We start from the raw sequence: 23756 nt of genomic DNA on the forward strand, positions 1-23756 counted from the left end.
AGCTATGCCGGGCCGGCCCCGTTCACAGGGACCAGGGCGCAAATTCCGGAGCGTTGACGGCGATCAGCTCGCGCTGGCCGGCACGCGAGCGCGGCGAAGAGGATTCGACCACCTCATAGGCGGTGCGGTCGCTGAGCAGCGCCTGCAGCGCATGGGCGTTCATCTTGTGGCCGCCGCGATAGGAGCGGTAGCAGCCGATGAACTGCGCGCCGGCAAGCGCAAGGTCGCCCACGGCGTCGAGCGTCTTGTGGCGGACGAATTCGTCCTTGGCGTAGCGCAGGCCCTCGACGTTGATCACGGTGTTGTCATCGGAGATGACGACGGAATTCTCCAGCGACGAGCCGAGCGCATGGCCGGACGCCCAGAGCCGCTCGACATCGCGCATGAAGCCGAAGGTGCGGGCACGCGAAAGCTCGCCGCGGAAGGCGGCGGGCGTCAGGTCGCCCTTCCAGGACTGGCGGCCGATCAGCGGGCAGTCGAAATCGATCTCGACCTCGAATCGCGTACCGCCGTCATAGGGCAGGAACTCGGCCCAGGAGGCGCCGGCCTCGATCCGCACCGGCTTGACGATGCGGATGTAGCGGCGCTTCACGGAAAGCGCGACGAGGCCCACCTGGTCGATGGCGTCGATGAAGGGCGCGGAGCTGCCGTCCATGATCGGCATTTCGGCGCCGTGCACTTCGATCAGCACATTGTCGAGGCCGAGCGCGTAGAGCGCAGCCATGACGTGCTCGATCGTGGCGATCGACGTTGCCGGGGAGAAGCCGAGAACGGTGCACAGGTCCGTGTTGCCAACCTGCGAGGAGACGGCGCGGTATTCGCTGACCGTGCCGTCGTCGTGCAGGCGCTGGAAGATGACGCCGCTGTCGGCCTCGGCCGGGTTGAAGGTGATCGAAACGGCCGCGCCGGAATGGACGCCCGTCCCGGAAATCGTCACCGGGCTGGAAATCGTCGTCTGGAAACCGAGCATACCGATCGTCATTTGTATTCGCCTTATCTTACTATCGGCTCATTCTGCGCCGACATTGTCTGTTCTGCGGCTCAAGGAGCCATGCGCCGGACGCGCGCCGCGTCCGCCGACAGGATGTGCCGGAACGTCTGGAGTGTTGTGCCGCGCTCCGGCAAGCCGTTGCGCGAATCCTGACTATCCCCTCTGCCCAGCCTGAATGTAGTAGGCCCCTCATCGTCAGACAAATCACTGTTTCTTTCGCTTTGTTACGCTTGTTTCAGCCGACAAGCCATTGAAAACAAAACGAAATAAAAACGCCCGGATCGAGGATCCGGGCGTCTTGCGAGGGACCGCGTCCTACGGCCTCAGTTGGACTGCCGGCGAAGGAACGCCGGGATTTCAAGCTGGTCGTCCTCGTGCAGCGAACGGGGCTGCGGATTGGCGCGGCCATGGTCGTCGAGTTGGCCGCGGCGCGGTGCGTAGAGGCTGGCTTCGGCCGAGAGCGGACGACGCTGCTGCTGGGCGGCAGGCGCGGCCGGCTCCTGGGCCGCATGGGTTTCCTCATGACGGCCGAGCGAGGAAGTCAGGCGCTTGAGCAGGCCCATCGGACCACGCTCTTCCTGATGCGCGGAGGACGGCTGCTGTCCGGCGCGATGGTCGATCTCGGCCTGCACGACGGGCGGGAAGTCCTCGATCTTCGGCATGCGCATCGCCTGCGGTTCCTGGCGGATGATCGGAGCGGAAGGCTCGACGCGCTGCTGCATGGCCGGAGCGTGCTGAACCGGCTGCTGGACCGGGATCGAACGCTGGACGACCGGCGCTTCGGCGGGCGCTGCGAAGATGCGGTTCTGCAGGCGCGGCTCCTCATGATGCGCGGCGACCTGCTGGACCGGTGCCGGACGGCTTGCCGGAATGGCCAGTTCCCGCTCGAGGTTTTCCTCGGAAGCACGGATCGCTTCGGCAATCGGGTCGATGACCGGCTGCGGGGCGACCGGCTGCTGCATGACCGGCTGGTGCTGCATCACGGGCTGCTGCTGGGCGACCGGCTGCGGGGCAGCGGCGACCGGCTGGACCGGCTGCTGGGCAGGAATGGCGGCGGAGGGACGGACTACCGGCTTGCTGTGGCTGCGAAAGTCAGCAGAACGACCGGCCACCTCCGAGGCCGAACGGTCGATGCCGGTGGCAACGACGGAGACGCGGATGAGGCCTTCGAGCTCTTCGTCGAAGGTGGCGCCGAGGATGATGTTGGCATCCGGATCGACTTCCTCGCGGATGCGGGTCGCAGCCTCGTCGACTTCGAAGAGGGTGAGGTCGCGGCCGCCGGTGATGGAGATCAGCAGGCCCTGCGCGCCCTTCATCGAGGTCTCGTCGAGCAGCGGGTTGGCGATGGCGGCTTCGGCTGCGGCCATTGCGCGGCCTTCGCCCGAGGCTTCGCCCGTGCCCATCATGGCGCGGCCCATCTCGCGCATCACCGAGCGGACGTCGGCGAAGTCGAGGTTGATGAGGCCTTCCTTGACCATCAGGTCGGTGATGCAGGCGACGCCCGAATAGAGCACCTGGTCGGCCATCGCGAAGGCGTCGGCGAAGGTGGTCTTGTCGTTGGCGATGCGGAAGAGGTTCTGGTTCGGGATGACGATCAGCGTGTCGACCGACTTCTGGAGTTCCAGTATGCCTTCTTCGGCAAGGCGCATGCGGCGGCCGCCTTCGAAGTGGAACGGCTTGGTGACGACGCCGACGGTCAGGATGCCCTTGTTGCGGGCCGCCTGGGCGACGATCGGGGCTGCGCCCGTGCCGGTGCCGCCGCCCATGCCGGCGGTGACGAAGCACATGTGGGTGCCGTTGAGGTGGTCGATGATCTCGTCGATGCACTCTTCGGCGGCCGCGCGGCCGACTTCCGGCTGCGAGCCTGCGCCGAGGCCTTCGGTGACCTGGACACCCATCTGGATGATCCGCGTCGCCTTCGTCATGGAAAGCGCCTGGGCGTCCGTGTTGGCAACGACGAAGTCGACGCCTTCGAGGCCTGCGGTGATCATGTTATTGACGGCATTGCCGCCGCCGCCGCCGACACCGAAGACGGTGATGCGGGGCTTCAGCTCAGTGATGTCCGGCTTCTGCAGCTTGATAGTCATTGCGTTGTTCCTTTCGTTTCCGGCCGCTTCGCCCAGCCGGTCTATTCGCGATACTCGTTGTCGGTCTTTCCCGGCGGCACGCCGCCGGAAAACCCGTCAGAAACTTTCCTTCAGCCACTGGCCCATGCGGGCTATGCGGCCGTTGCCACCCGTGAGCTGCGAGAGCATGCCGCCCTGCACAGCGTGTTCTTCCAATTCCGCGACCTGCGGATAGATCATGAGGCCCACCGCGGTCGAAAAGGCCGGGCCCTTCGCCGCCGTCGGCAGGCCGGACACGCCGAGCGGCCGGCCGATGCGGACATTGCGGGCGAGGATGCGGCGCGCCGCTTCCGGCAGGCCCGTGAGCTGGCTTGCGCCGCCCGTCAGCACGATCCGCTTGCCGACGATCGGCGAGAAGCCGGAACGCTGGATGCGGTCGCGGATGAGTTCGAGCGTCTCCTCGATCCTTGCCCGCACGATGCGCGAGATGAGCGTGCGCGGCACGTGGGTCGGCTGGTCGCGGTCGTCCTCGCCGATCGGCGGGACGGTGATGATGTCGCGCTCGTCGCCGGCATTCGGCAGCGCCGAGCCGTGCACGACCTTGAGGCGTTCGGCATCCTCGATGCGGGTCGAGAGGCCGCGCGCGAGGTCCGTCGTGACGTGGTGGCCACCGAGCGAGACCGCGTCGGAATGCACCAGCTTGCCTTCGGCGAAGACCGAGATCGTCGTCGTGCCGCCGCCCATGTCGATGCAGGCGCAGCCGAGCTCGACCTCGTCGTCGACGAGCGCCGAAAGGCCGCTCGCATAGGGCGTCGCCACCATCCCCTCGACCGAGAGGTGCGCGCGGTTGATGCACAGTTCCAGGTTCTTCAGCGCGGTGCGCTCGGCCGTCAGCACATGCATGTCGACGCCGAGGACGTCGCCGAACATGGAGAGCGGATCGCGGATGCCGCGCTCGCCGTCCAGCGAGAAGCCGGTCGGCAGCGAGTGGAGGATGGCGCGGTCCTGGCGCAGCGACTGATGGCCGGCGACGGCGAGCACCTTGCGCAGGTCGTTGGCATCGACTTCCTGTCCGCCGAGGTCGATGGTGGCGGTGTAGACGTCGCTCTGCAGGCGGCCCGCGGAAACGTTGACGATCAGGCTTTCGATGGTAAGGCCGGCCATGCGCTCGGCCGCATCGACGGCAAGGCGCACGACGCTTTCGGCAGCGTCGAGATCGGTGATGACGCCGTTCTTCACGCCGCGCGATTTCTGGTGGCCGATGCCGATGATCTCGACATTGTGCGTGCGGCCCGGAAGGATCTCGCTCTCGGCGCGCGGCGTCAGCCGGCCGATCATGCAGACGACCTTGGTGGAGCCGATGTCGAGGACCGAGACGACGTGAGCCCGCTTGGAGGAAAGCGGCTTCAAGCGCGGCAGGCCGAAATGGGACGAACCGAAAATGCTCATGTGCGCTTCGCTGCCTTCTTCAGGTCCTTTGCCCTCTGCTCGACCGCCGCGTTGCGACGTTCCAGCGCCCCTTCCGTGAGCCGCACCGTGGTGCGGTCCTCAAGCCGCAGGTCGACCGCGGCGATATCCCGTTCCAGCAGCCCCTCCTGCGCCTCCAGCGTCGCCAGCATGTCCATGGCGCGCGGAACGTTGTGCTCCGGCAGTTTCACGACGATGCCGTTGTCGAGGCGCAGGTCCCAGCGGCGGCCGGCGACCCGGATATAGGCCTTCACCCGCGCCTTGATCTCCGGCCAGTTGTCGAACTCGTCGGCAAAGCCGGCGGCGGCGGTTTCCGCATCGCGCCCGACGAAGAGCGGCAGCGTGGAGAACTTGTTGTCGCGCAGCGGCGCGATCACGCTGCCGCTCTTTTCGATCAGCGACAGGTCGTTGCCGTGCTGCCAGATCGCGAAGGCCTCGCGCTCCTTGAGCGCGATCTCGATCGTGCCCGGATAGACCTTGCGGACGGAAACGTCCTGCACCCAGGGCAGCTCGGTGAGTTTTGCGCGCGCTTCCTTGACGTCGAGCGCGACCAGCGAGGTCGTGCCGTCGAGGCCGAGGCGCTCCAGAATGTCGATCTCCGACGTCTCCCGGTTGCCGGAAACCTTCACGTCCTCGATGGCAAAGCCGATGGCGGTCGTGGAAACCTGGGCGAAATCCTGCGAATGGCCGCCGAGCGACATGCCGTAAAGGCCCGTCGCGCCGAAGAACAGCGCCGTCGCGACGCTGCCGGCATGGCGCGGGATATGGATGCGGCCGGCGGCAAGGCTCACGAGGAAACGCACCAGCCGGCGCAGCGGACGCGGCAGCACGCGGCCGGCTTCCGGCTCGTAAGGCCCGGCGGGACGCCCCCTCATCTTCTTGACGCTCAACGCACGCACGACGCGTCCTCCACCATCCACTTCAAGAACTCACCAAACGAATGGCCGGCATGAACGGCCATTTCGGGCACCAGGGAGGTGGGGGTCATGCCGGGCTGGGTATTGATCTCCAGCCAGATGAGCTCGCCATTCTCGGAAAAACGGTCGTCGTAGCGGAAGTCGGAACGGCTGACGCCACGGCACCCGATCGCTTGATGCGCCTTGAGTGCGAGTGTTTGTACTTTTTGGTAAATATTCGGTGAAATCTGCGCCGGGATGACGTGCTGCGAGCCACCTTTCACATATTTTGAATCGTAATCGTAGAAGGCATGGCCTTGCGGAATGACCTCGGTGACGCCGAGCGCCACGTCGCCCATGACGCCGCAGGTCAGTTCCCGGCCGTAGACGTAGCGCTCCACCATGACGCTGTCGCCATAGCGCCATTCCGCGGAGGTGATGATCTGCGGCGGATGCGACTGGTCTTCCTTGACCATGACCACGCCGAAGGAAGACCCCTCGCGCACGGGCTTGACCACATAGGGTGGCTTCATCGGATGGGCGGCGGTGAAGTCGAATCGGTTCATCAGGCGCTGCTCGGCAACGGGAATGCCGGCGGCCTTGGCGACGATCTTCGCCTGCGCCTTGTCCATGGCGAGCGCGGAGGCGAGCACGCCGGAATGGGTATAGGGGATTTCCAGATATTCGAGGATGCCCTGGATGGTGCCGTCCTCGCCGAAGGGTCCGTGCAGCGCGTTGAAGGCGACATCCGGCTTCAGGTCGGAGAGCACGCTCGCAACGTCATGGCCGACATCGACGCGCGTGATCCTGTAGCCCTCGGCCTCGAGCGCATCGGCGCAAGCGTTCCCCGACGAAAGGCTCACCGGCCGTTCCGACGAAAAACCACCCATCAGCACCGCGACATGCTTCACGCTCATAGAACCCTCTACTGAATTCCGCATCCTGCCCTTCGTCGCTTGTGCGGACCTGATTTTGCCTATCGGTCCGACTCGGCGAGCGAGATGGGACCACTAGAGCGGCATTAAGGTTAATGAAGCGTTTACTTTCGTTAACCTGACGCGTCGCGAGACAAATTTTCCTCGCCCCGAATCATGAGACACTTCGATTCTCTCCCTGGAATCAGAGAGTTGCGGCCGGCGCAAGAGGAACCGGCGAAATCGCGATGCATCGATCGCGCCATGCGCGGATGCCCGGGCGGGCCGCGAAGCGTTCGCAAATGCCGGCAGGCCGGCGGAGAACGAAAAGTACGATTTAACGCCGATTCGAGTACTTTTATTGTTTCATTGACCGTGCGGTTGGAGTAAGAGACCCGCCTGCTGCCTCCCGAGACGGCAAGAAGAAACATCAAGAAAAGGCACCCCCGATGAGTGAGACGCTCTCTTCCGGGTCGCCGACCGCAGCGCATTCCAACCGCGCCGGGCTCAATTCCCCGGCGCGCGTTCTTTTTGCAAGCCTGGTCGGAACGACCATCGAATTCTTCGATTTCTACGTTTACGCCACCGCCGCCGTGCTGGTCTTCCCGGCGCTGTTCTTCCCGAACAGCGATCCGACGACCGCCCTCCTCGCCTCCTTCGCGACCTTCTCCATCGCGTTCTTCGCCCGTCCGCTCGGCGCCATCGTCTTCGGGCACTACGGCGACCGCATCGGCCGCAAGACGACCCTCGTCGCCGCGCTTTTGACCATGGGCATCTCGACCGTGATCATCGGCCTCCTGCCCTCCTATGAATCGATCGGCGTCGCCGCGCCGCTGCTGCTGGCGCTGTGCCGGTTCGGCCAGGGCTTCGGCCTCGGCGGCGAATGGGGCGGCGCTGTGCTGCTGGCGACGGAAAACGCGCCTCCCGGCAAGCGGAGCTGGTACGGCATGTTCCCGCAGCTCGGCGCGCCCGTCGGCCTCTTCCTCTCCTCCGGCATCTTCTGGCTGCTGCTGCACTTCATGTCGCAGGACGCGCTGCTCGCCTGGGGCTGGCGCATTCCCTTCGTCGCGTCCATCGTGCTCATCGTCGTCGGCCTGTGGGTGCGCCTCTCCATCACCGAGACGCCGGCCTTCCAGAAGGCCATCGAGAAGCAGGAACGCGTGGAAGTGCCGGTCGTCGAGCTCTTCCGCGGCTACAAGCGCAGCCTCGTGCTCGGCACCTTCGTGGCGCTCGCCACCTTCGTGCTGTTCTATATCGGCTCGGCCTACCTGTTGTCCTACAACGTCAAGGTCCTCAACCTGCCCTTCGTCGAGGCGCTGGAAATCCAGATCCTGGGATCGGTGCTCTTCGGCATCTTCATCCCGATCGCCGGCAAGCTCGCCGAACGGCTTGGCCGTCGCGAGGTCCTGATCGCCACCACGGTGCTGATCGGAATCTTCTCGTTCTTCCTGCCGGGCCTGATGACCGGCGGCGAGGCCGGCATCGTCGTGTTCGCCATCGTCGCGATGGCGCTCATGGGCATGACCTACGGCCTGATCGGCACGGCCCTCGCCGCGCCCTTCCCCACGAAGGTGCGCTACACGGGCGCGTCGATCACCTTCAACTTCGCCGGCATCTTCGGCGCCTCGCTCGCGCCCTATATCGCCACTTGGCTGCAGGCGAACTACGGCATGGCCTATGTCGGCTACTATCTCGGCCTTTCAGCCGTCATCACGCTGACCTGCATCCTGCTGTCGGGCAAGGAAGAGGTCTGAGCCTTCAAGGAAGGCCCGAACGAAAAAACCCGCCGCGTCGCCGCGGCGGGTTTCTTTTTGCCTGCCGTCAATCGCTTTCGCCGACGACCTTCCAGACGATCCCGCCGATGACGGCGCCGAGGATCGGCGCGATCCAGAACAGCCAGAGCTGCGGCAGCGCGGCCGTCTCGGCAAACAACGCCACCCCCGTCGAGCGGGCCGGGTTCACCGACGTGTTCGTCACCGGGATCGAGACGAGGTGGATGAGCGTCAGGCCGAGGCCGATGGCGATCGGCGCGAAGCCCGCCGGCGCACGCCCATGCGTCGAGCCGAGGATGATGATGAGGAAGAACGCCGTCAGCACCACCTCGGCAACGAGCGCCGCCGCCAGCGAATAGCCGCCGGGCGAAAGCTCGCCATAGCCGTTCGAGGCAAAGCCGCCCGCCTCGAAGCCGGCCTTGCCGGAGGCGATGAGATAGAGCACCGCGGCGGCGGCAACCGCACCGACGACCTGCGCCACGATATACGGGACAAGGCTGGAAGCCGGAAACTTGCCGGCAACCGTCAGCCCGACGGAGACGGCCGGGTTGAAGTGGCCGCCGGAAATGCCCCCGACAGCATAGGCCATCGTCAGCACCGTGAGGCCGAAGGCGAAGGCGACACCGACGAAGCCAATGCCGAGGCCGGGAAATGCGGCTGCAAGCACGGCACTGCCGCAGCCGCCGAAGACGAGCCAGAATGTGCCGAGCAATTCGGCAGAAAGTCTCTTGAACATGAATGCCCCCTGATCCGGGTCCCGCACGGAACCTCATCGCGCAACCAGCGCGCGACCGGGAGTAGCATTCGCTAAACCTTGCTGAATATAAGCTGAACGAAAAACAGGACCCGCGCATCTAACTGCGAGCGCGCGAATCCCTCTCGATCGTGGAGGAGGTCAGGCCGTCGCCCGGCCCAGGAATTCCTTGACCTCGTAGCCCGGCATGAAATTGCCGACACGCTTGATCTCCCATTGCAGCACGATACCGGAATGCTCCAGCACGCGGCTGCGCACGGTCTCGCCGAGATATTCCAGCTCGTAGCCAGTCGCCTGCCCCGTATTGATCATGAAGTTGCAATGCATGGGCGACATCTGCGCGCCGCCGATCATCAGGCCGCGGCAGCCCGCCTCGTCGATCAGCTTCCAGGCGGAATGCCCTTCGGGATTCTTGAACGTCGAGCCGCCGGTCTTCTCGCGGATCGGCTGCACCGTCTCGCGGTGCTGGCGCACGGCGTCCATCTTCGCGCGAATCTCGTCCTTGTCGCCCGCCCGTCCTTCGAAGACGGCATGGGTGAAGATGAGGCCGCCGGGCGCGGCGGAATGACGATAGGTATAGCCCATGTCGGCATTGGAGAGCACATGCCTGTCGCCCTTGCGGTCGACGGCATGGACCTCGACGACGAGGTCCTTCGTCTCCCCGCCATTGGCGCCGGCATTCATGCGCAGCGCGCCACCGATGGAGCCGGGAATGCCGTAGTAGAACTCGAAGCCGGCAATGCCGTGGTCGAGCGCCATGGCGGCGATGTTCTTGTCCGGGCAGATGCCGCCCGCCTTGATGCGGTTCTCGCCGGCAAGCTCGACATCGCCGAAGCCCTTGGCCGAAAGGCGGATCACGACGCCCGGAATGCCGCCGTCGCGCACCAGGAGGTTCGAGCCGACGCCCGTCACCGTCAGCGGCACCTCTTCCGGCAGCAGCTTGAGGAAGGTGACGAGGTCCTCGACGTCGTGCGGATGGAACATCAGTTCGGCAAGGCCGCCGGCGCGGAACCAGGTCACGCGGTCCATCGGCGCATCCGGCGTCAGTCGGCCGCGGACCTCCTTGATCCCTTCGCCCAGCGACGCCAGTAGTTTCGCACCGTCAACCGTCCTCATGCCACCTCACCCGAAATGCCTGTCAGTTCCTTGGGCAGCGTCTGCGCCCAGTACGTGATGTTTCCAGCCCCCAAGAGAACCACAAAGTCGCCCGGCTTTGCAATGCCGGCCACGATGGACGCCAGCGCCTCCGGCGAGGCGAGGAACCGCGCATCGCGGTGTCCGGCGGACTTGATGCGGGAAACCATCTCTTCCGACGAGACGCCCTCGATCGGGTCCTCGCCAGCCGCGTAGACCGGCGCGATCATGACCGTGTCGGCGTCGTTGAAGCAGCCGGCGAACTCCTCGAAGAGGCTCGCCACGCGGCTGTAGCGGTGCGGCTGGTGCACGGCGATGATGCGGCCGGAGCACGCTTCGCGCGCGGCGCGCAGCACGGCCTTGATCTCCACCGGGTGGTGGCCGTAGTCGTCATAGACGTTCACGCCGTTCCAGCTTCCGGTGAAGGTGAAGCGGCGCTTGACGCCCCCGAAGCCCGCCAGCCCCCTGGCGATCGCCTCGGGCGCAATGCCGAGGCGCTGGGCGACGGCGATGGCCGCCGTGGCGTTGGAAACGTTGTGGCGGCCCGGCATCGGCAGGCGCAGGTCCTTCAGCGAGATCACCTGGCCGGTGCGGCGGCGGCGGATCTCCACGTCGAAGACGGAGGTCGCGCCGTCCATGCGGATATTGGAAAAGCGCACGTCCGCCTGCGGGTTCTCGCCATAGGTGATGACCTTGCGGTCCTCGATGCGGCTGACCATCGACTGCACTTCGGGATGGTCGAGGCACATGACGCCGAAGCCGTAGAACGGCACGTTCTCGACGAACTGGCGGAAGGCCGCGCGCACGGCATCGAAATTGCCGTAATGGTCGAGATGTTCCGGGTCGATATTGGTGACGATGGCGACATCCGCCGGCAGCTTGAGGAAGGTGCCGTCCGATTCGTCGGCCTCCACCACCATCCACTCGCCCTCGCCCATGCGGGCGTTGGTGCCATAGGCATTGATGATGCCGCCGTTGATGACCGTCGGGTCCAGCCCGCCGGCATCGAGCAGGGCGGCGACCATCGAGGTCGTCGTCGTCTTGCCGTGCGTGCCGCCGATGGCGATGGCATTGCGGAAACGCATCAGCTCGGCGAGCATTTCCGCCCGGCGCACGACCGGCAGCAGCTTCTCGCGCGCCGCGATCAGTTCCGGATTGTTCTTCCTGATGGCGGTGGAGACGACGACGACTTCCGCCTCGCCGAGGTTTTCCGCCTTGTGGCCGACGAAGACGTCGATGCCCTTGTCGCGCAGGCGCTGCACGTTGGCGCTGTCCGCCTGGTCGGAGCCCTGCACGCGGTGGCCGAGATTGTGCAGCACCTCGGCGATGCCGCTCATGCCGATGCCACCGATGCCGATGAAATGAACGAGCCCTATGCTCTGCGGCATCTTCATGGCCGTTCTCCCTTGAATTGCGCGATCGTCCTGCCGCCCGCAATAGCCTCAACCATCGAGGCTAGCAAGCGCGCGGCGTCCGGTTTGCCCGCCTTTCTGGCATTCGCGGCCATGGCGGCCATGCCCGAGGGATCGCGCATGGCCCTGGAAACGATGCCGGCAAGGCGCTCGGTGGAAAGTTCGGACTGGACGATCACCTTCGCCCCGCCAGCCGCGGCAAGCGCCGCGGCATTGGCCGCCTGGTCGTGATCGAGCGCATGGGGATACGGCACGAGGATGGACGGACGGCCGATGACGGAAAGTTCCGAGACCGTCGAGGCGCCCGAGCGGCTGATGACGAGATGGGCATGGCCGATGCGCGCGGCCATGTCGGTGAAGAAGGGCGACACATCGGCGGGAATGCCGAGATCGGCATAGCTTCGCACCACCTCGTCGCGGTCTTCCGGCCGCGCCTGCTGGGTGATCCTCAGCCGCGCCCGGTCTTGCGGCTCGAGCGCGGCGATCGCCGAGGGGATGGCCTTGGAAAAGAACTGCGCCCCCTGGCTGCCGCCGAAGACGACGAGGCGGAATTCGCCGTGCGCCGAGGCTTCGTAGGGGTCTGCGGCAGCGTCCAGGACGGCGGGACGCACCGGGTTGCCCGTCGTCACGGTCTTGTCGGCATAGGAACCGCCGGTCTCCGGCAGGAAGCCGCCGGCGATAGCCTTGACGCGCGCGGCGAGCGCCTTGTTGGCGCGGCCCATCACGGCGTTCTGCTCGTGGATCATCGAGGGAATGCCCATGCCCGTGGCGGCAAGCAGCGGCGGCAGGGTGGGATAGCCGCCGAAGCCGACGACGACCTTCGGCCGCAGCCGCGCCATCAGCCTGCGCGCGGCGCGGATGCCCTTCCACAGCGTCAGAAGCGAGCGGACGACGCTGACCGGGTTCTTCGAGCCGATGGTGGCGGAGGGCACGACATGGATCTCGTCCGCCGGGAACCTGCCGGCGAAGCGCTCGGCCCTGCTGTCGGTGACGAGGTGGACCGACCAGCCGCCGGCCTTCAGCTCGTGCGCCAGCGCCTCTGCCGGAAAGAGATGGCCGCCGGTGCCCCCGGCGGCGAGGAGAACGATGCCCTTGTCCATGTAAAACCCTTACTCGGCGGCCGCCACGATGCCGCCACGGAAGAGGCTGCGCTCGGAGGCGCGCTTTTCCGGCCGGTGACGGGTGAGCGCCAGGATGAAGCCGGCCGTCACGCAGATCGCGATCATCGACGAGCCGCCATAGGAGATCAGCGGCAGCGTCATGCCCTTGGCCGGCAGCAATTCGAGATTCACGCCGATATTGATCATCGACTGGATGCCGATCTGCAGCACGAGGCCGGCAACGGCAAAGCGCGTGAAATCGTTGCGCTCCTTGAAGGCATGATTGAGGCCGCGCAGCACCACGAAGGCGAAGATCAGCACGATGACCATGCAAAAGACGATGCCGAACTCCTCGGCGGCGACCGAGAAGATGAAGTCGGTATGGCTGTCCGGGATGATGCGCTTGACGATGCCCTCGCCCGGCCCCTGGCCGAACCAGTCGCCGCGGATGATGGCTTCCCGCGCCGTGTCCATCTGGAACGTGTCGCCCTCGCCGGTCATGAACTTGTCGATACGGCCCGCAACGTGCGGCAGGAACGTATAGGCCGTCAGCAGTCCGCCGACCGCTGCGCCGCCGAGCACGATGATCCACAGCCACGGCATGCCGGCCATGAAGAACATCCCGCCCCAGACGGCGGCGGTCAGGATCGTCTGGCCAAGGTCCGGCTGGGCGACGAGCAGCGCCGCGACGATGCCGAAGAGGATGATGGCGAAGAGGTTGCCGGGGATTTCCGGCTGGCGGGCATGTTCGGCGAAGAGCCAGGCGCAGATCACCACGAAGGCCGGCTTCATGAATTCAGACGGCTGGATGGAAAGGCTGCCGATGGAGATCCAGCGCCGCGAGCCCTTGACCTCGACGCCGAAGAACAGCGCCAGCACCATGGCCGCAAGCGAGACGATCAGCAGGATCATCGCCGCCCGGCGCACCTGCCGGGGCGACATGAACGAGATGCCGAGCATGATGGCGATGGCCGGCACGAGGAAGAAGGCGTGACGCCGCACGAAGTGGAAGCTGTCGAGGCCGATGCGCTCGGCCACCGCGGGGCTTGCCGCGAAGGACAGCATGAAACCGAGGCCCATCAGGAGGATGAAGGCCGCCAGGAAGAACCGGTCTATCGTCCAGAACCAGTCCGCCAGTGCACCACGTTCGGCTCGACTAACCATTTTTCCGTTCCTTCGCTAAGCGGTTGCGGGACGTGGCGGTTGAAGCCCCCGATACCATCGCTAAACCTCGACCAGCATGGACACGCCAGGCAGCGCCGCGACGTGTTTCACGAAGGCGTCGCCCCTGACTTCGAAGTTCTTATACTGGTCGAAGCTTGCGCAAGCCGGGGATAGGAGGACCGCGACGGGGCCGTTTCCATCCTTTTCGGCATCCGCCGCAGCATCGGCCACCGCCCGTTCCAGCGTGCCCGCGATCTCGAAGGGCACCGCCTCGCCGAGCGTGGCGGCAAAGGCCGGCGCCGCCTCGCCGATGAGGTAGGCCTTGGCGATCTTCGGGAAGAAGCCGCCGAGGGTGGAGATACCTCCCTCCTTCGGCACGCCGCCGGCGATCCAGTAGATGCGCTCGAAGCTCGACAGTGCCGGCGCCGCCGCTTCGGCATTCGTCGCCTTGGAATCGTTGACGAAGAGCGCGTCGCCCTTGCGGCCGACCGGCTGCATGCGGTGTTTCAGCCCGGGGAACGAGGCAAGGCCGGCGCGGATTTCCGCTTCGCTGACGCCGACCGCAAGGCAGGCCGCAATGGCCGCCGCCGCATTCTGCGCGTTATGGCTGCCGCGCAGCGTCTGGATGGCCGAAAGATCGGCGATCGCGCGCGTCGCGCCACCCTCGGCCCGGATCAGCCGCGGGCCTTCGGCGTAGATGCCGTCGGCGAGCACGTTGCGCCTGGAGATGCGCACGACCTTCGTACCGGCGCGCTCGATACGGTCGGCGATCATCTCGCAGAACGTATCGTCGGTGCCGACGATGGCGGTGCGGCTGCCGGCGACGAGCCGTTCCTTGACCTCGGCATAGTGCTGCATCGTGCCGTGGCGGTCGAGATGGTCGGGCGTCAGGTTCAGCAGGATGCCGGCGGAGGGGTTCAGCGTCGGCGCGAGGTCGATCTGGTAGGACGAGCACTCGACCACGTAGAAGCGGCCGGCCTTCGGCGGATCGAGCGTCAGCACGGCCGTGCCGATATTGCCGCCGAGCTGCGTGTCGCGGCGGCTCGCCCGAAGGATATGGGCGATCAGCGCGGTGGTGGTCGACTTGCCGTTGGTGCCGGTGATGGCGATGAAGGGGCAATCGGGCGCATGGGCCCGGCGCTCGCGCACGAAGAGCTCGACGTCGCCGACGATCTCGGCGCCTGCGGCGCGCGCGAGGTCGGCGCTCCAGTGCGGCTTGGGATGGGTGAGCGGCACGCCGGGCGACAGCACCAGCGCGGCGATGGCCTTCCAGTCGAGCGTGCGCAGGTCCGCGGTGCGGATGCCGGCGGCGGCAGCGTTCTCGACGCTTGCCGGATTGTCGTCCCATGCGGTCACGTCGCCGCCGCCGGCGGCCAGCGCCAGCGCCGTCGCAAGGCCCGAGCCGCCGAGCCCGAAGAGCGCGACCGACTTTCCCTTGAAGGTGGTGACGGGGATCATGGCCTTACCGCAGCTTGAGCGTGGAGAGGCCGACCATCGCGAGCACGACGGCGATGATCCAGAAGCGGACGACGACCTGGCTTTCCGTCCAGCCCTTCTTCTCGAAGTGATGGTGGATCGGCGCCATCAGGAAGACGCGCTTGCCCGTCAGCTTGAACGAGGCGACCTGGATGATGACCGACAGCGTCTCCATGACGAAGAGGCCGCCGATGATGGCCATGACGATCTCGTGCTTGGTGGCGACGGCGACCGTGCCGATGAGCCCGCCCAGCGCCAGCGAGCCGGTGTCGCCCATGAAGATGGCGGCCGGCGGCGCGTTGAACCACAGGAAGCCGAGGCCGGCGCCGATGACGGCGCCGAGCACCACGGCAAGCTCGCCCGTGCCGGGGACGAAGTGGATCTGCAGGTAGTTCGAGAAGACCGCGTTGCCGGCGAGGTAGGCGATGAGGCCGAAGGCCGCCGCCGAGATCATCACCGGAACGGTCGCAAGGCCGTCGAGGCCGTCCGTCAGGTTCACGGCATTGCCGGCCGCCACGATGACGAAGCCGCCGAACAGCACGAAGAAGATGCCGAGGTTGACCAGCAGGTCCTTGAAGAAGGGAAAGGCGATGGAGGAGCCGAAGGTCGAGCCGGCCGGGCCGGTGGCGAGCGAGGCGCGCATCATGAAATAGGTCGCCGCGCCCGCGATGAGGAATTCGAGGCCGAGGCGGGCCTTGCCGGAAAAGCCCTTCTCCGTCTGCTTGGTGACCTTCAGGTAGTCGTCATAGAAGCCGATGGCGCCGAAGCCGAGCGTGACGAGCAGCGTGGCGACCACATAGACGTTGGAAAGGTCCGCCCACAGCAGCGCGCTGCCGACGATGCCGGCAAGGATCATCAGGCCGCCCATCGTGGGGGTGCCGGCCTTCTTGAAATGCGTTTGCGGCCCGTCGGCGCGGATCGGCTGGCCCTTGCCCTGGCGGATGCGCAGAGAGGAGATGATCATCGGCCCGAACAGGAAGACGATGGTGGCCGAGGTGAACAGCGCGGCGCCGGTCCGGAAGGTAATGTAGCGGAACAGGTTGAACACCTGGATGGTGTTCGCCAGCTCGACGAGCCAAAGCAGCATTGTCACCCTTTCCCCAAAGGTTCTGAGAAGCATCCCGGCGTGACCGGCCGGCGATGAAAGCAGATCGCATAAAAGACGAGGTCCGGCGGGCTTCTGCCCGACGAACCTCACGTAACTCTAATATTCCCTCTCCGGGAACGCCTCGTATTTGTCAAGCAGGGCCGCCACGATGCGGCTGAAGCCCGTGCCCTTCGACGACTTGACGACCAGCACGTCGCCAGGCCGCACGCTTGCCAGCGCATGAACGGTCAGTTCATCGGCGGTTTCGCGGTAGTCGGTCTCGATGCCCTCGGGCAGCGCGTCGCGCAGCGCCGCCATGTCCGGGCCGGCGAGCCAGACGGTGCCGATGGCCGCTTCCAGCAGGGGTTCGGCAAGGCCGGCGTGAACGGCGGGCGAATGCTTGCCCATCTCCAGCATGTCGCCGAGCACGGCGATGCGCCGCCCGCTTCCATGCGGCTCCGCATCGCGCAGCAGCGCGATTGCCGCGCGCATCGAGGCGGGATTGGCGTTGTAGCTGTCGTCGATCAGCGTGAACCAGCCGCCGTCCTTGGCGAGCCTGTAGCGCCGGCCGCGGCCCTTTTCGGCCTGCATGGCGGCAAGCCCGGCCATGGCCTTCTCGATGTCGCCGCCGGCAAGATGCACGGCGCCGAGCACCGCGACGGCGTTTTCGGCAATGTGCCGGCCGGGCGCACCCATCGGCACTTCGAGCGTCTGGCCGCCGACGGCGGCGCGAAGCAGGCTGCCATCGGGGCCGCTGGAGAAATCGAGCAGGCGGAACTCCGCCTTGGGGTCGGCACCGAAGCTGTGGATATGCGAGACGCCGGCGTTTCGCGCGGCTTTCTCAAGGAAGGCATATTGCTCGTTGTCGCGGTTGAGGATGGCATGGCCGCCCGGCACGACGCCCTCGAAAATCTCCGCCTTGGCGGCGGCGATCTCTTCCAGGTCCCGGAAATTGCCGAGATGGGCCGGCGCGATGGTCGTGACCATCGCGATATGCGGGCGCACCATGGCGACCAGCGGGCGGATCTCGCCCGCATGGTTCATGCCGATCTCGAAGATGCCGTAGTCGGTGGTCTCGGGCATGCGCGCCAGCGTCAGCGGCACACCCCAGTGATTATTGAACGAGGCGACGGAAGCATGCACGCTGCCGGATGGCGACAGCGCCTGGCGCAGCATCTCCTTGCTCGTCGTCTTGCCGACCGAGCCGGTGACGGCGATGATGCGCGCTGCCGTGCGGTCGCGCGCCGCGCAGCCGAGGTCGGCGAGCGCCTGCAACACGTCGGGCACCACGATCATCGGCGTGACGAGACGGCCGAGCGCCGGCAGCTTGCCCTCGCTGACGACGAGCAGCCCCGCCCCGTTGGCGACGGCGAAGCTCGCGAAATCATGGCCGTCGACGCGGTCGCCCTTGATGGCGAAGAAGGCCTCGCCCGGCGCGATCGCGCGGCTGTCGATGGAAATGCCGGTCACGCCCTGCGGCATGTTGCCGATGGGCCGGCCATGCACGGCCGCGATCAGGTCAGCAATGGTCCAGAGCCATTTCACCGGTCGAGTTCCTCCAGGGCCTTGCTGAGCTCGGCGTGGTCGGAGAAGGGCAGCGTCACGGAGCCGACGGTCTGCCCCTCCTCATGCCCCTTGCCGGCGACGATCAGCGTATCGCCCGATTGCAGCATGCCGACGGCGCTGCGGATCGCCGCCGCGCGGTCGCCGATCTCGGTCGCCCCCCTGGCAGCCGCCATGATCTCGGAGCGGATGACCTCGGGAACCTCCGAGCGCGGATTGTCGTCGGTGACGATGACCACGTCGGCAAGGCGCGTGGCGATCTCGCCCATGATCGGCCGCTTGCCCTTGTCGCGGTCGCCGCCGCAGCCGAAGACCACGATGACGCGGCCGGTCGTGAAGGGACGCACGGAGGTCAGCACGTTTTCCAGCGCATCCGGCTTGTGCGCATAGTCGACATAGGCGAGCGCGCCGTTCCGGGCATGGCCGACGAGTTCGAGGCGGCCGGACGCGCCGATCAGCTTTTCGAGCGCCGCCATGGCGAGGGAGGCGGAAACGCCGGTCGACATGGCAAGGCCCGCAGCGACCAGCGCATTGGCGACCTGGAAATCGCCTGCCAGCGGAATGTGCACTTCATGGATGTCGCCGCCGGCATGGATCTCGGCGGTCTGCTTGTGGCGGAAATGCTCGACCCGCTTCAAGGTTAGGTAATCGCCCTTGCGGCCGACCGTGCGCACGTTGAGGCCGGCCTTGCGCGCCGCCTCGATCGCCACGCCCGACCATTCGTCGTCGGCATAGATGACGGCCGGCGCGCCCTTCGGCAGCAGCGTATCGAAAAGCCGCATCTTGGAAGCCATGTAGTGCTCGACCGTCGGGTGGTAGTCCATGTGGTCGCGGCCGAGATTGGTGAAGGCGCCGGCGGAAAGCTTCACGCCGTCAAGGCGCGACTGGTCGAGGCCGTGGCTGGAGGCCTCCATGGCGGCATGGGTGACGCCGGCATCGGCAAGCTCGGCGAGCAGCGCATGCAGCGACACCGGATCGGGCGTCGTCAGCGAGCCATAGTCGTTGCGGCCGGGCGCGACGACGCCGGTCGTGCCGATCATCGCAGCCGCGTAGCCGGCATGCGCCCAGATCTGGCGCGTGAAGGAGGCGACGGAGGTCTTGCCCGCCGTGCCCGTGACGGCGACCATGGTCTCGGGCTGGCGGCCATGGAAGCGGGCGGCTGCGAGCGCCAGGAAACGGCGTGGATTTTCAACGGGAATGACCGGAACGGCCGCCTGCGCGGACGTGCCCTCGGCGACCACCACGGCGGCAGCGCCGCGCGCGACCGCATCGGCGATGAAGGCGCTGCCGTCGGCCTTGCTGCCCGAAAGCGCAACGAAGAGATCGCCCGGCCTGACCTTCCGGCTGTCGCTGGTGATGCCGCCTATTTCCGTGGCGGCTGCGGCGCTGAGGTCGCTGGTTTGAGGTCCGGCAAGGTCACTGATCTTCATTGTCCGCTCTGTTGCTCTCTGTCGGCAGCCGTTTCGCCCGCGAATCGGCGTCCCGTCTTCTCCATTCAATAAGACACAAGCAAGGCAGACCCGTCCTCACCAAATTTCGGCTTTACACCGAGAAGCGCAGCGGACCGGCGGATGATCTCGCCCACCATCGGCGCGGCGTTGAGGCCGGCGGTGCGCCCGCCGCCCTCGCCCGTCTGCGGCGCGTCGATGAAGGTGAGGACCACGTATTTCGGATCGTCGATCGGGAAGCCCGAGAGGAAGGCGTTGAAGTTCTGCGTGTTCGAATAGCGTCCGCCCACGACCTTGTTGGCCGTGCCCGTCTTGCCGCCGACATTGAAGCCGGGAACGAGCGAGCGGCGGCCGGAGCCGTCGTTGGCGTTCAGCTTGAAGAGGTAGCGCATGCTGTCGACCGTCGACGGCTTGATGACGACCTTGGCGATCTCGTCGGCCTCTTCCTCCGTGCGCGGCAGGAACGTCGGGTTGAGGAGCTTGCCGCCGTTGATGAGCGCCGCGCCGGCGACGGCCGTCTGCAGCGGCGTCGTGGACACGCCGTGGCCGAAGGAGATGGTGATCGAGTTGATCTTCTTCCATTCGCGCGGCTGGCTCGGGGTCTTCACCTCCGGCAGTTCGGTCTCCATGCGAGTGAGGAGACCCATGCGGGTCAGGAACTCCTTGTGCGCCTCGATGCCGACGACGTCGGCCATCTTGGCCGTGCCGATATTGGAGGAATACTGGAAGATTTCCGGCACGGACAGCACGCGGTGCTTGCCGTGGAAGTCCTTGATGGTGAAGCCGCCGATGCGGATGGGCGCGCGGGCGTCGAAGCTGTCGGTGATCTTCACCTTGCCGGAATCGAGCGCCATGGCGGTCGTGAAGCTCTTGAAGGTCGAGCCCATCTCGAACGTGCCGTTCGACATGCGGTTCATCCAGCCTTCCTTGGCGCCCTCGGCCGGATTGTTCGGATCGTAGTCCGGATAGGAGGCCATGGCGAGAATCTCGCCGGTATGGACGTCGAGCACGACGGCGCCGGCGGCGATCGCCTTGTACTTCTCCATGCCCTCCTTGACGACCTCGCGCACGATCGCCTGCACGCGCAGGTCGATGGACAGGCGCACCGGCTCCATCTTGACGTCGCTCGTCATGCCGATGGCGGCAAGGTCGGCGAGGCCCTGGTTGTCGATATAGCGCTCCATCCCGGCAATGCCGCGGTTGTCGATGTTGACGTGGCCGACGATGTGCGAGGCGGTGGCGCCGCCCGGATAGAAGCGGCGCTTTTCCGGCCGGAAGCCGACGCCGGGAATGCCGAGCGCCAGGATGCGGCTCTGCTGCTTGGGCGTGAGCTGGCGCTTCAGCCACTGGAAGCGGGACTTGGAGGTCAGCTTGCGGTAGGTACCGCGCCGGTCGAGTTCCGGCAGCACGGTGGCGAGCATTTCGACCGCCTCGTCCGCGTCGACGATCTTGTGCGGTTCGGCATAGAGCGAGACGGTGCGGATGTCGGTGGCGAGGATCTCGCCGTTGCGGTCGACGATGTCGGGGCGCGAGGCCATCAGGTGGTCGGCCGGACCGATGCTGGAGACGGCCTCGGGCGAGGCCATGCCGTACTGCACGAGGCGCCCGCCGATGACGGCATAGGCCATGCCGAAGCAGCAGATGATGACGGCGACGCGGCTGCGGGCCTGCGAGCCGGAACGCTTGCGCGTGCCCTCGAAGGCGTGGCCGCCGGCGCCGCCCGTCCGGTTGTTGTTGCCGCCGGCGTTGAAATGCGCCTTGCTCTTGACGACCATGATGCGGGAGAGAAACGACATCAGCGTGCCACCGATCCGGTTTGGATTGCATCCGTGCGCGAGGCGGGTTTCTTGGTCTTCGCCAGTTCCTCGTCCGGCAGCGCGGGCAGTTCGGCGGTCGGCATGGGCAGCTCGTTCGGCCGGGCGAGCTGGGTCGATTCCGTCGGCACGAGCTTGAGGTCGCTGTCGAAGGTCTGGACCAGGCGGTTGAGGCGGTTCGGCTGGGTCAGCAGCGCCCAGTCGGCCTTGAGCAGGTCGATCGTGTCCTCTTCCAGCTTGATCTCGGCATCGAGCTTGCGCACGTCCTCAAGCTTGTTCTCGGCCTGGTGCTTGATCGAGTAGGTGACGGTGGCTGCGGCGGTCATGATCGCGATCATCACGACGTCAAGGGTTCGGAACATCACTCAGCTTCCCATCTTCTCGAGGCCGGCAAGGTTGGGCAGGTTGAAAATGGACAGGTCATCCGTCCCGGCGGGCGCGCTCGTGCGCTCGCCTGCGCGCAGCTTCGCGGATCGGGCGCGCGGATTGACCGCGCTCTCCTCGTCGCTGGCCGCCACCATAGGGCGCCCGACTGGTGCGAAGGTTGCGGCCCTGTCGTGAACCTCCGGCAGGTGGCGCGAGCCCGCCGCCTTGCCGGAGCGATCCTGGAAGAATTTCTTGACGATGCGGTCTTCCAGCGAATGGAAGCTGACGACCACCAGCCGGCCGCCCGGCTTGAGGGCGCGCTCGGCGGCGATCAGCGCGCGGGCAAGCTCGCCGAGCTCGTCGTTGACGAAGACGCGCAGCGCCTGGAAGACGCGCGTCGCCGGATGGATCTTGTCCTTGGCCTTGCGCGGCGTCGTCAGCTCGATGAGGTTGGCGAGCTGGCGCGTCGTGGTGAAGGGCTCCTTCTCGCGCGCCTTCTCGATGGCGCGGGCGATGCGGCCGGCCTGCTTCTCCTCGCCGAGGAAGCCGAAGATGCGGATGAGGTCGGAGACTTTCGCGCGGTTCACCACATCGGCCGCCGAAACGCCGGACGCGGACATGCGCATGTCGAGCGGCCCGTTCTTCTGGAAGGAGAAGCCGCGCTCTGCCTCGTCGATCTGCATGGAGGAAACGCCGATATCGAGCACGACGCCGTCGAGCCCGCCCGCGGGCGCATGACGCGCAAGATCGGAAAAACGCGAATGGATGAGCGTGAGCCGGCCGCCGGAGGCCTCTGCCAGCCCCTGCCCGGCGGCAATGGCCGTCGGATCGCGGTCGAGGCCGATGACGTTGGCCCCCTCGGCAAGGATCGCGGAGGTGTACCCGCCTGCCCCAAAAGTGCCGTCGAGGATGACCTGGCCGGGCTTGGGCTGGAGCGCCTCGATGACCTCGGAGAGAAGAACCGGAATGTGACGGACCGATCCGCCATCGGCATCAGAAGAACCTCCGCCAAGATCCGCCGCCATTCCGATTCTCCGTCTTACCCCGAGCCCAGACCTCGCGTCCTGAACTCTTCCCGGGCCGCCGCCTGCGTGGCTTGAAATGTCTGCGGCGCCCAAAGCTGAAAATGATCCGCCCGACCGACAAAGGTCACCTCCGCGGTGATGCCCGTATAGTCCCGGATGAAATCCGTGACCGGCAGGCGCCCCTCCGAATCGAGCTTCATGAAGACGCCGCCCCCGTGAATGAGGAGCGACATCCGGTTGGCCATCGGCGAAAAGGCATCCTCGCTGGCGATCTGGCGCTCGAAACGATCGAGCAGATCCAGCCCGCCGACGCTGATCGCCGGAAACATGAAATCCTGGAAGCAGTAAAGTTCCCGGATGTCGCGCTGCGACAGGACGGTGCGGAACGCCGAAGGAACGGAAACCCTCCCCTTGGCATCCACCCTGTTCGTCGCATTCGACAGGAACCGGTTCATGACGCGATACAGCCGCTTCCAAAGCCGGAGCACGGTGCATCCACCCCGGCGTTACCAACACAACACAACGCGCACGAACCGGCCATGATGCAGCGCATGCGCGCCGCACCGTCCCCAGCCGGTTTGCCTCAAAGCTTTGCGATGAACGGACGCTCATGCGTCCTCGTGCAGTGTGATTTTGGGATACCATGGGACCATATGGGCGTCAATGGGAAGAGACCTCATTCCCCCTACTCAGACCGTCAAACGTTTATAAGGCGTTAAGTTTAACAAAAGGTTAGGAATGCCGCCGCAAGGCCTTGTATTTGCTGGCGCTGAAACAGCGCCGGCGTGTATTCGCGCGCATGACAAGGCATGCACGAACCCCAGGGAATTCAATACCTTGGGCGAAGCGGGAAAAAATCGTCCCGGAAGGAGGGATTTTGCCAGTTGGCCTGTAAGCCGGGTTCTGTATGGCTCCGGCTTTCGCCGGAACGTGGCAGCCATTCATCTGGGACCGGACTTGCGCCAGGCCTCGTGCAACCCACCCGGATGACCGGCCCGGAAACGGGCTGGACCGCTTGCGCGGCCCGCGTCATCCCTATTCGGTTTTGCTCCCGGTGGGGTTTACCGTGCCGGCCCTGTCGCCAGGACCGCGGTGGGCTCTTACCCCACCCTTTCACCCTTACCTTCCAAGGAAGGCGGTTTGCTTTCTGTGGCACTTTCCCTGGGGTCGCCCCCGCCGGACGTTATCCGGCACCGTGTTTCCGTGGAGCCCGGACTTTCCTCACCCTGCGGCCTTTCGACCCTTGCAAGGCGCGGCTGCCCGGCCAACTGGCAAGGGCTGACTAGCCGATACCGGATGGAAACACC

19 protein-coding genes and 1 other RNA gene are annotated in these 23756 nt (G+C 66.1%); 1 reads left to right on the plus strand and 19 read right to left on the minus strand.

Translation table 11 applies throughout. The annotated features are described in order from the left end of the window. Positions 1-22: 22 nt before the first annotated feature. The 5 genes from lpxC to L0976_RS02505 form a co-directional block, all read right to left on the minus strand. Entirely contained in the window at positions 23-982 is a 960-nt protein-coding gene (gene lpxC, locus L0976_RS02485) for a UDP-3-O-acyl-N-acetylglucosamine deacetylase (protein WP_203319316.1), read from the minus strand. A gap of 332 nt (positions 983-1314) precedes the next feature. Continuing rightward, positions 1315-3078 (minus strand): cell division protein FtsZ, encoded by a 1764-nt coding sequence (gene ftsZ / locus L0976_RS02490; protein WP_234185953.1) that lies wholly within the window; start codon positions 3076-3078, stop codon positions 1315-1317. Positions 3079-3174: 96 nt separating this feature from the next. Beyond that, positions 3175-4506 carry a cell division protein FtsA gene (ftsA, locus tag L0976_RS02495; protein ID WP_234185954.1) on the minus strand — a complete coding sequence of 444 codons (1332 nt, stop codon included), beginning with the start codon at positions 4504-4506 and terminating at the stop codon, positions 3175-3177. Continuing rightward, on the minus strand, positions 4503-5423 hold the full coding sequence (locus tag L0976_RS02500) for a cell division protein FtsQ/DivIB (protein ID WP_304945038.1): 921 nt from the start codon (positions 5421-5423) through the stop codon (positions 4503-4505). The genes ftsA and L0976_RS02500 overlap by 4 nt, the downstream gene beginning before the upstream one ends. Beyond that, positions 5411-6337: a D-alanine--D-alanine ligase gene (locus tag L0976_RS02505; RefSeq protein WP_203319319.1), complete on the minus strand. Its 927-nt coding sequence runs from the start codon at positions 6335-6337 to the stop codon at positions 5411-5413. The genes L0976_RS02500 and L0976_RS02505 overlap by 13 nt, the downstream gene beginning before the upstream one ends. Before the next feature lie 446 nt (positions 6338-6783). Between L0976_RS02505 and L0976_RS02510 the strand changes: the two genes are divergently transcribed. Beyond that, positions 6784-8088, plus strand: coding sequence for an MFS transporter (locus tag L0976_RS02510; protein WP_234185955.1), 1305 nt, complete (start codon positions 6784-6786; stop codon positions 8086-8088). Positions 8089-8155: 67 nt separating this feature from the next. Here the strand turns inward: L0976_RS02510 and aqpZ are convergent, their stop codons facing one another. The 14 genes from aqpZ to rnpB form a co-directional block, all read right to left on the minus strand. Beyond that, the gene (gene aqpZ / locus L0976_RS02515; RefSeq protein WP_234185956.1) at positions 8156-8842 is read right to left on the minus strand and encodes an aquaporin Z; all 687 of its coding nucleotides are present in this window, start codon (positions 8840-8842) and stop codon (positions 8156-8158) included. Positions 8843-9001: 159 nt separating this feature from the next. Further along, entirely contained in the window at positions 9002-9976 is a 975-nt protein-coding gene (murB, locus tag L0976_RS02520; RefSeq protein WP_234185957.1) for a UDP-N-acetylmuramate dehydrogenase, read from the minus strand. After that, positions 9973-11388 (minus strand): UDP-N-acetylmuramate--L-alanine ligase, encoded by a 1416-nt coding sequence (murC, locus tag L0976_RS02525; protein ID WP_203319323.1) that lies wholly within the window; start codon positions 11386-11388, stop codon positions 9973-9975. Before murC ends, murB begins: the two co-directional genes overlap by 4 nt. Further along, positions 11385-12506, minus strand: a complete 1122-nt coding sequence (gene murG / locus L0976_RS02530; protein WP_234185958.1) for an undecaprenyldiphospho-muramoylpentapeptide beta-N-acetylglucosaminyltransferase — start codon at positions 12504-12506, stop codon at positions 11385-11387. The genes murC and murG overlap by 4 nt, the downstream gene beginning before the upstream one ends. A gap of 9 nt (positions 12507-12515) precedes the next feature. After that, the gene (gene ftsW / locus L0976_RS02535) at positions 12516-13670 is read right to left on the minus strand and encodes a putative lipid II flippase FtsW (protein WP_203319325.1); all 1155 of its coding nucleotides are present in this window, start codon (positions 13668-13670) and stop codon (positions 12516-12518) included. 60 nt (positions 13671-13730) lie between these two features. Further along, positions 13731-15128, minus strand: a complete 1398-nt coding sequence (murD, locus tag L0976_RS02540) for a UDP-N-acetylmuramoyl-L-alanine--D-glutamate ligase (RefSeq protein ID WP_234185959.1) — start codon at positions 15126-15128, stop codon at positions 13731-13733. Positions 15129-15132: 4 nt separating this feature from the next. Next, entirely contained in the window at positions 15133-16233 is a 1101-nt protein-coding gene (mraY, locus tag L0976_RS02545; protein WP_203319327.1) for a phospho-N-acetylmuramoyl-pentapeptide-transferase, read from the minus strand. Between the two features lie 117 nt (positions 16234-16350). Then, complete coding sequence (locus tag L0976_RS02550; RefSeq protein WP_234185960.1) at positions 16351-17778, minus strand: UDP-N-acetylmuramoylalanyl-D-glutamyl-2,6-diaminopimelate--D-alanyl-D-alanine ligase; 1428 nt, start codon at positions 17776-17778, stop codon at positions 16351-16353. Beyond that, entirely contained in the window at positions 17775-19226 is a 1452-nt protein-coding gene (locus L0976_RS02555; RefSeq protein WP_234185961.1) for a UDP-N-acetylmuramoyl-L-alanyl-D-glutamate--2,6-diaminopimelate ligase, read from the minus strand. Before L0976_RS02555 ends, L0976_RS02550 begins: the two co-directional genes overlap by 4 nt. A 65-nt stretch (positions 19227-19291) precedes the next feature. After that, complete coding sequence (locus L0976_RS02560; RefSeq protein ID WP_234185962.1) at positions 19292-21040, minus strand: penicillin-binding protein 2; 1749 nt, start codon at positions 21038-21040, stop codon at positions 19292-19294. Beyond that, positions 21040-21420, minus strand: coding sequence for a hypothetical protein (locus L0976_RS02565; RefSeq protein ID WP_234185963.1), 381 nt, complete (start codon positions 21418-21420; stop codon positions 21040-21042). Before L0976_RS02565 ends, L0976_RS02560 begins: the two co-directional genes overlap by 1 nt. Before the next feature lie 3 nt (positions 21421-21423). After that, positions 21424-22449 (minus strand): 16S rRNA (cytosine(1402)-N(4))-methyltransferase RsmH, encoded by a 1026-nt coding sequence (gene rsmH, locus L0976_RS02570; protein ID WP_234185964.1) that lies wholly within the window; start codon positions 22447-22449, stop codon positions 21424-21426. A 14-nt stretch (positions 22450-22463) separates the two neighbouring features. After that, positions 22464-22904 (minus strand): division/cell wall cluster transcriptional repressor MraZ, encoded by a 441-nt coding sequence (gene mraZ, locus L0976_RS02575; RefSeq protein ID WP_203319333.1) that lies wholly within the window; start codon positions 22902-22904, stop codon positions 22464-22466. Between the two features lie 421 nt (positions 22905-23325). Next, positions 23326-23721: RNase P RNA component class A (rnpB, locus tag L0976_RS02580), an RNA gene on the minus strand. Between the last annotated feature and the right edge of the window lie 35 nt (positions 23722-23756).

Source organism: Shinella sp. NM-101, from assembly GCF_021401195.1.
In the GTDB taxonomy this organism is placed as follows: Bacteria; Pseudomonadota; Alphaproteobacteria; order Rhizobiales; family Rhizobiaceae; genus Shinella.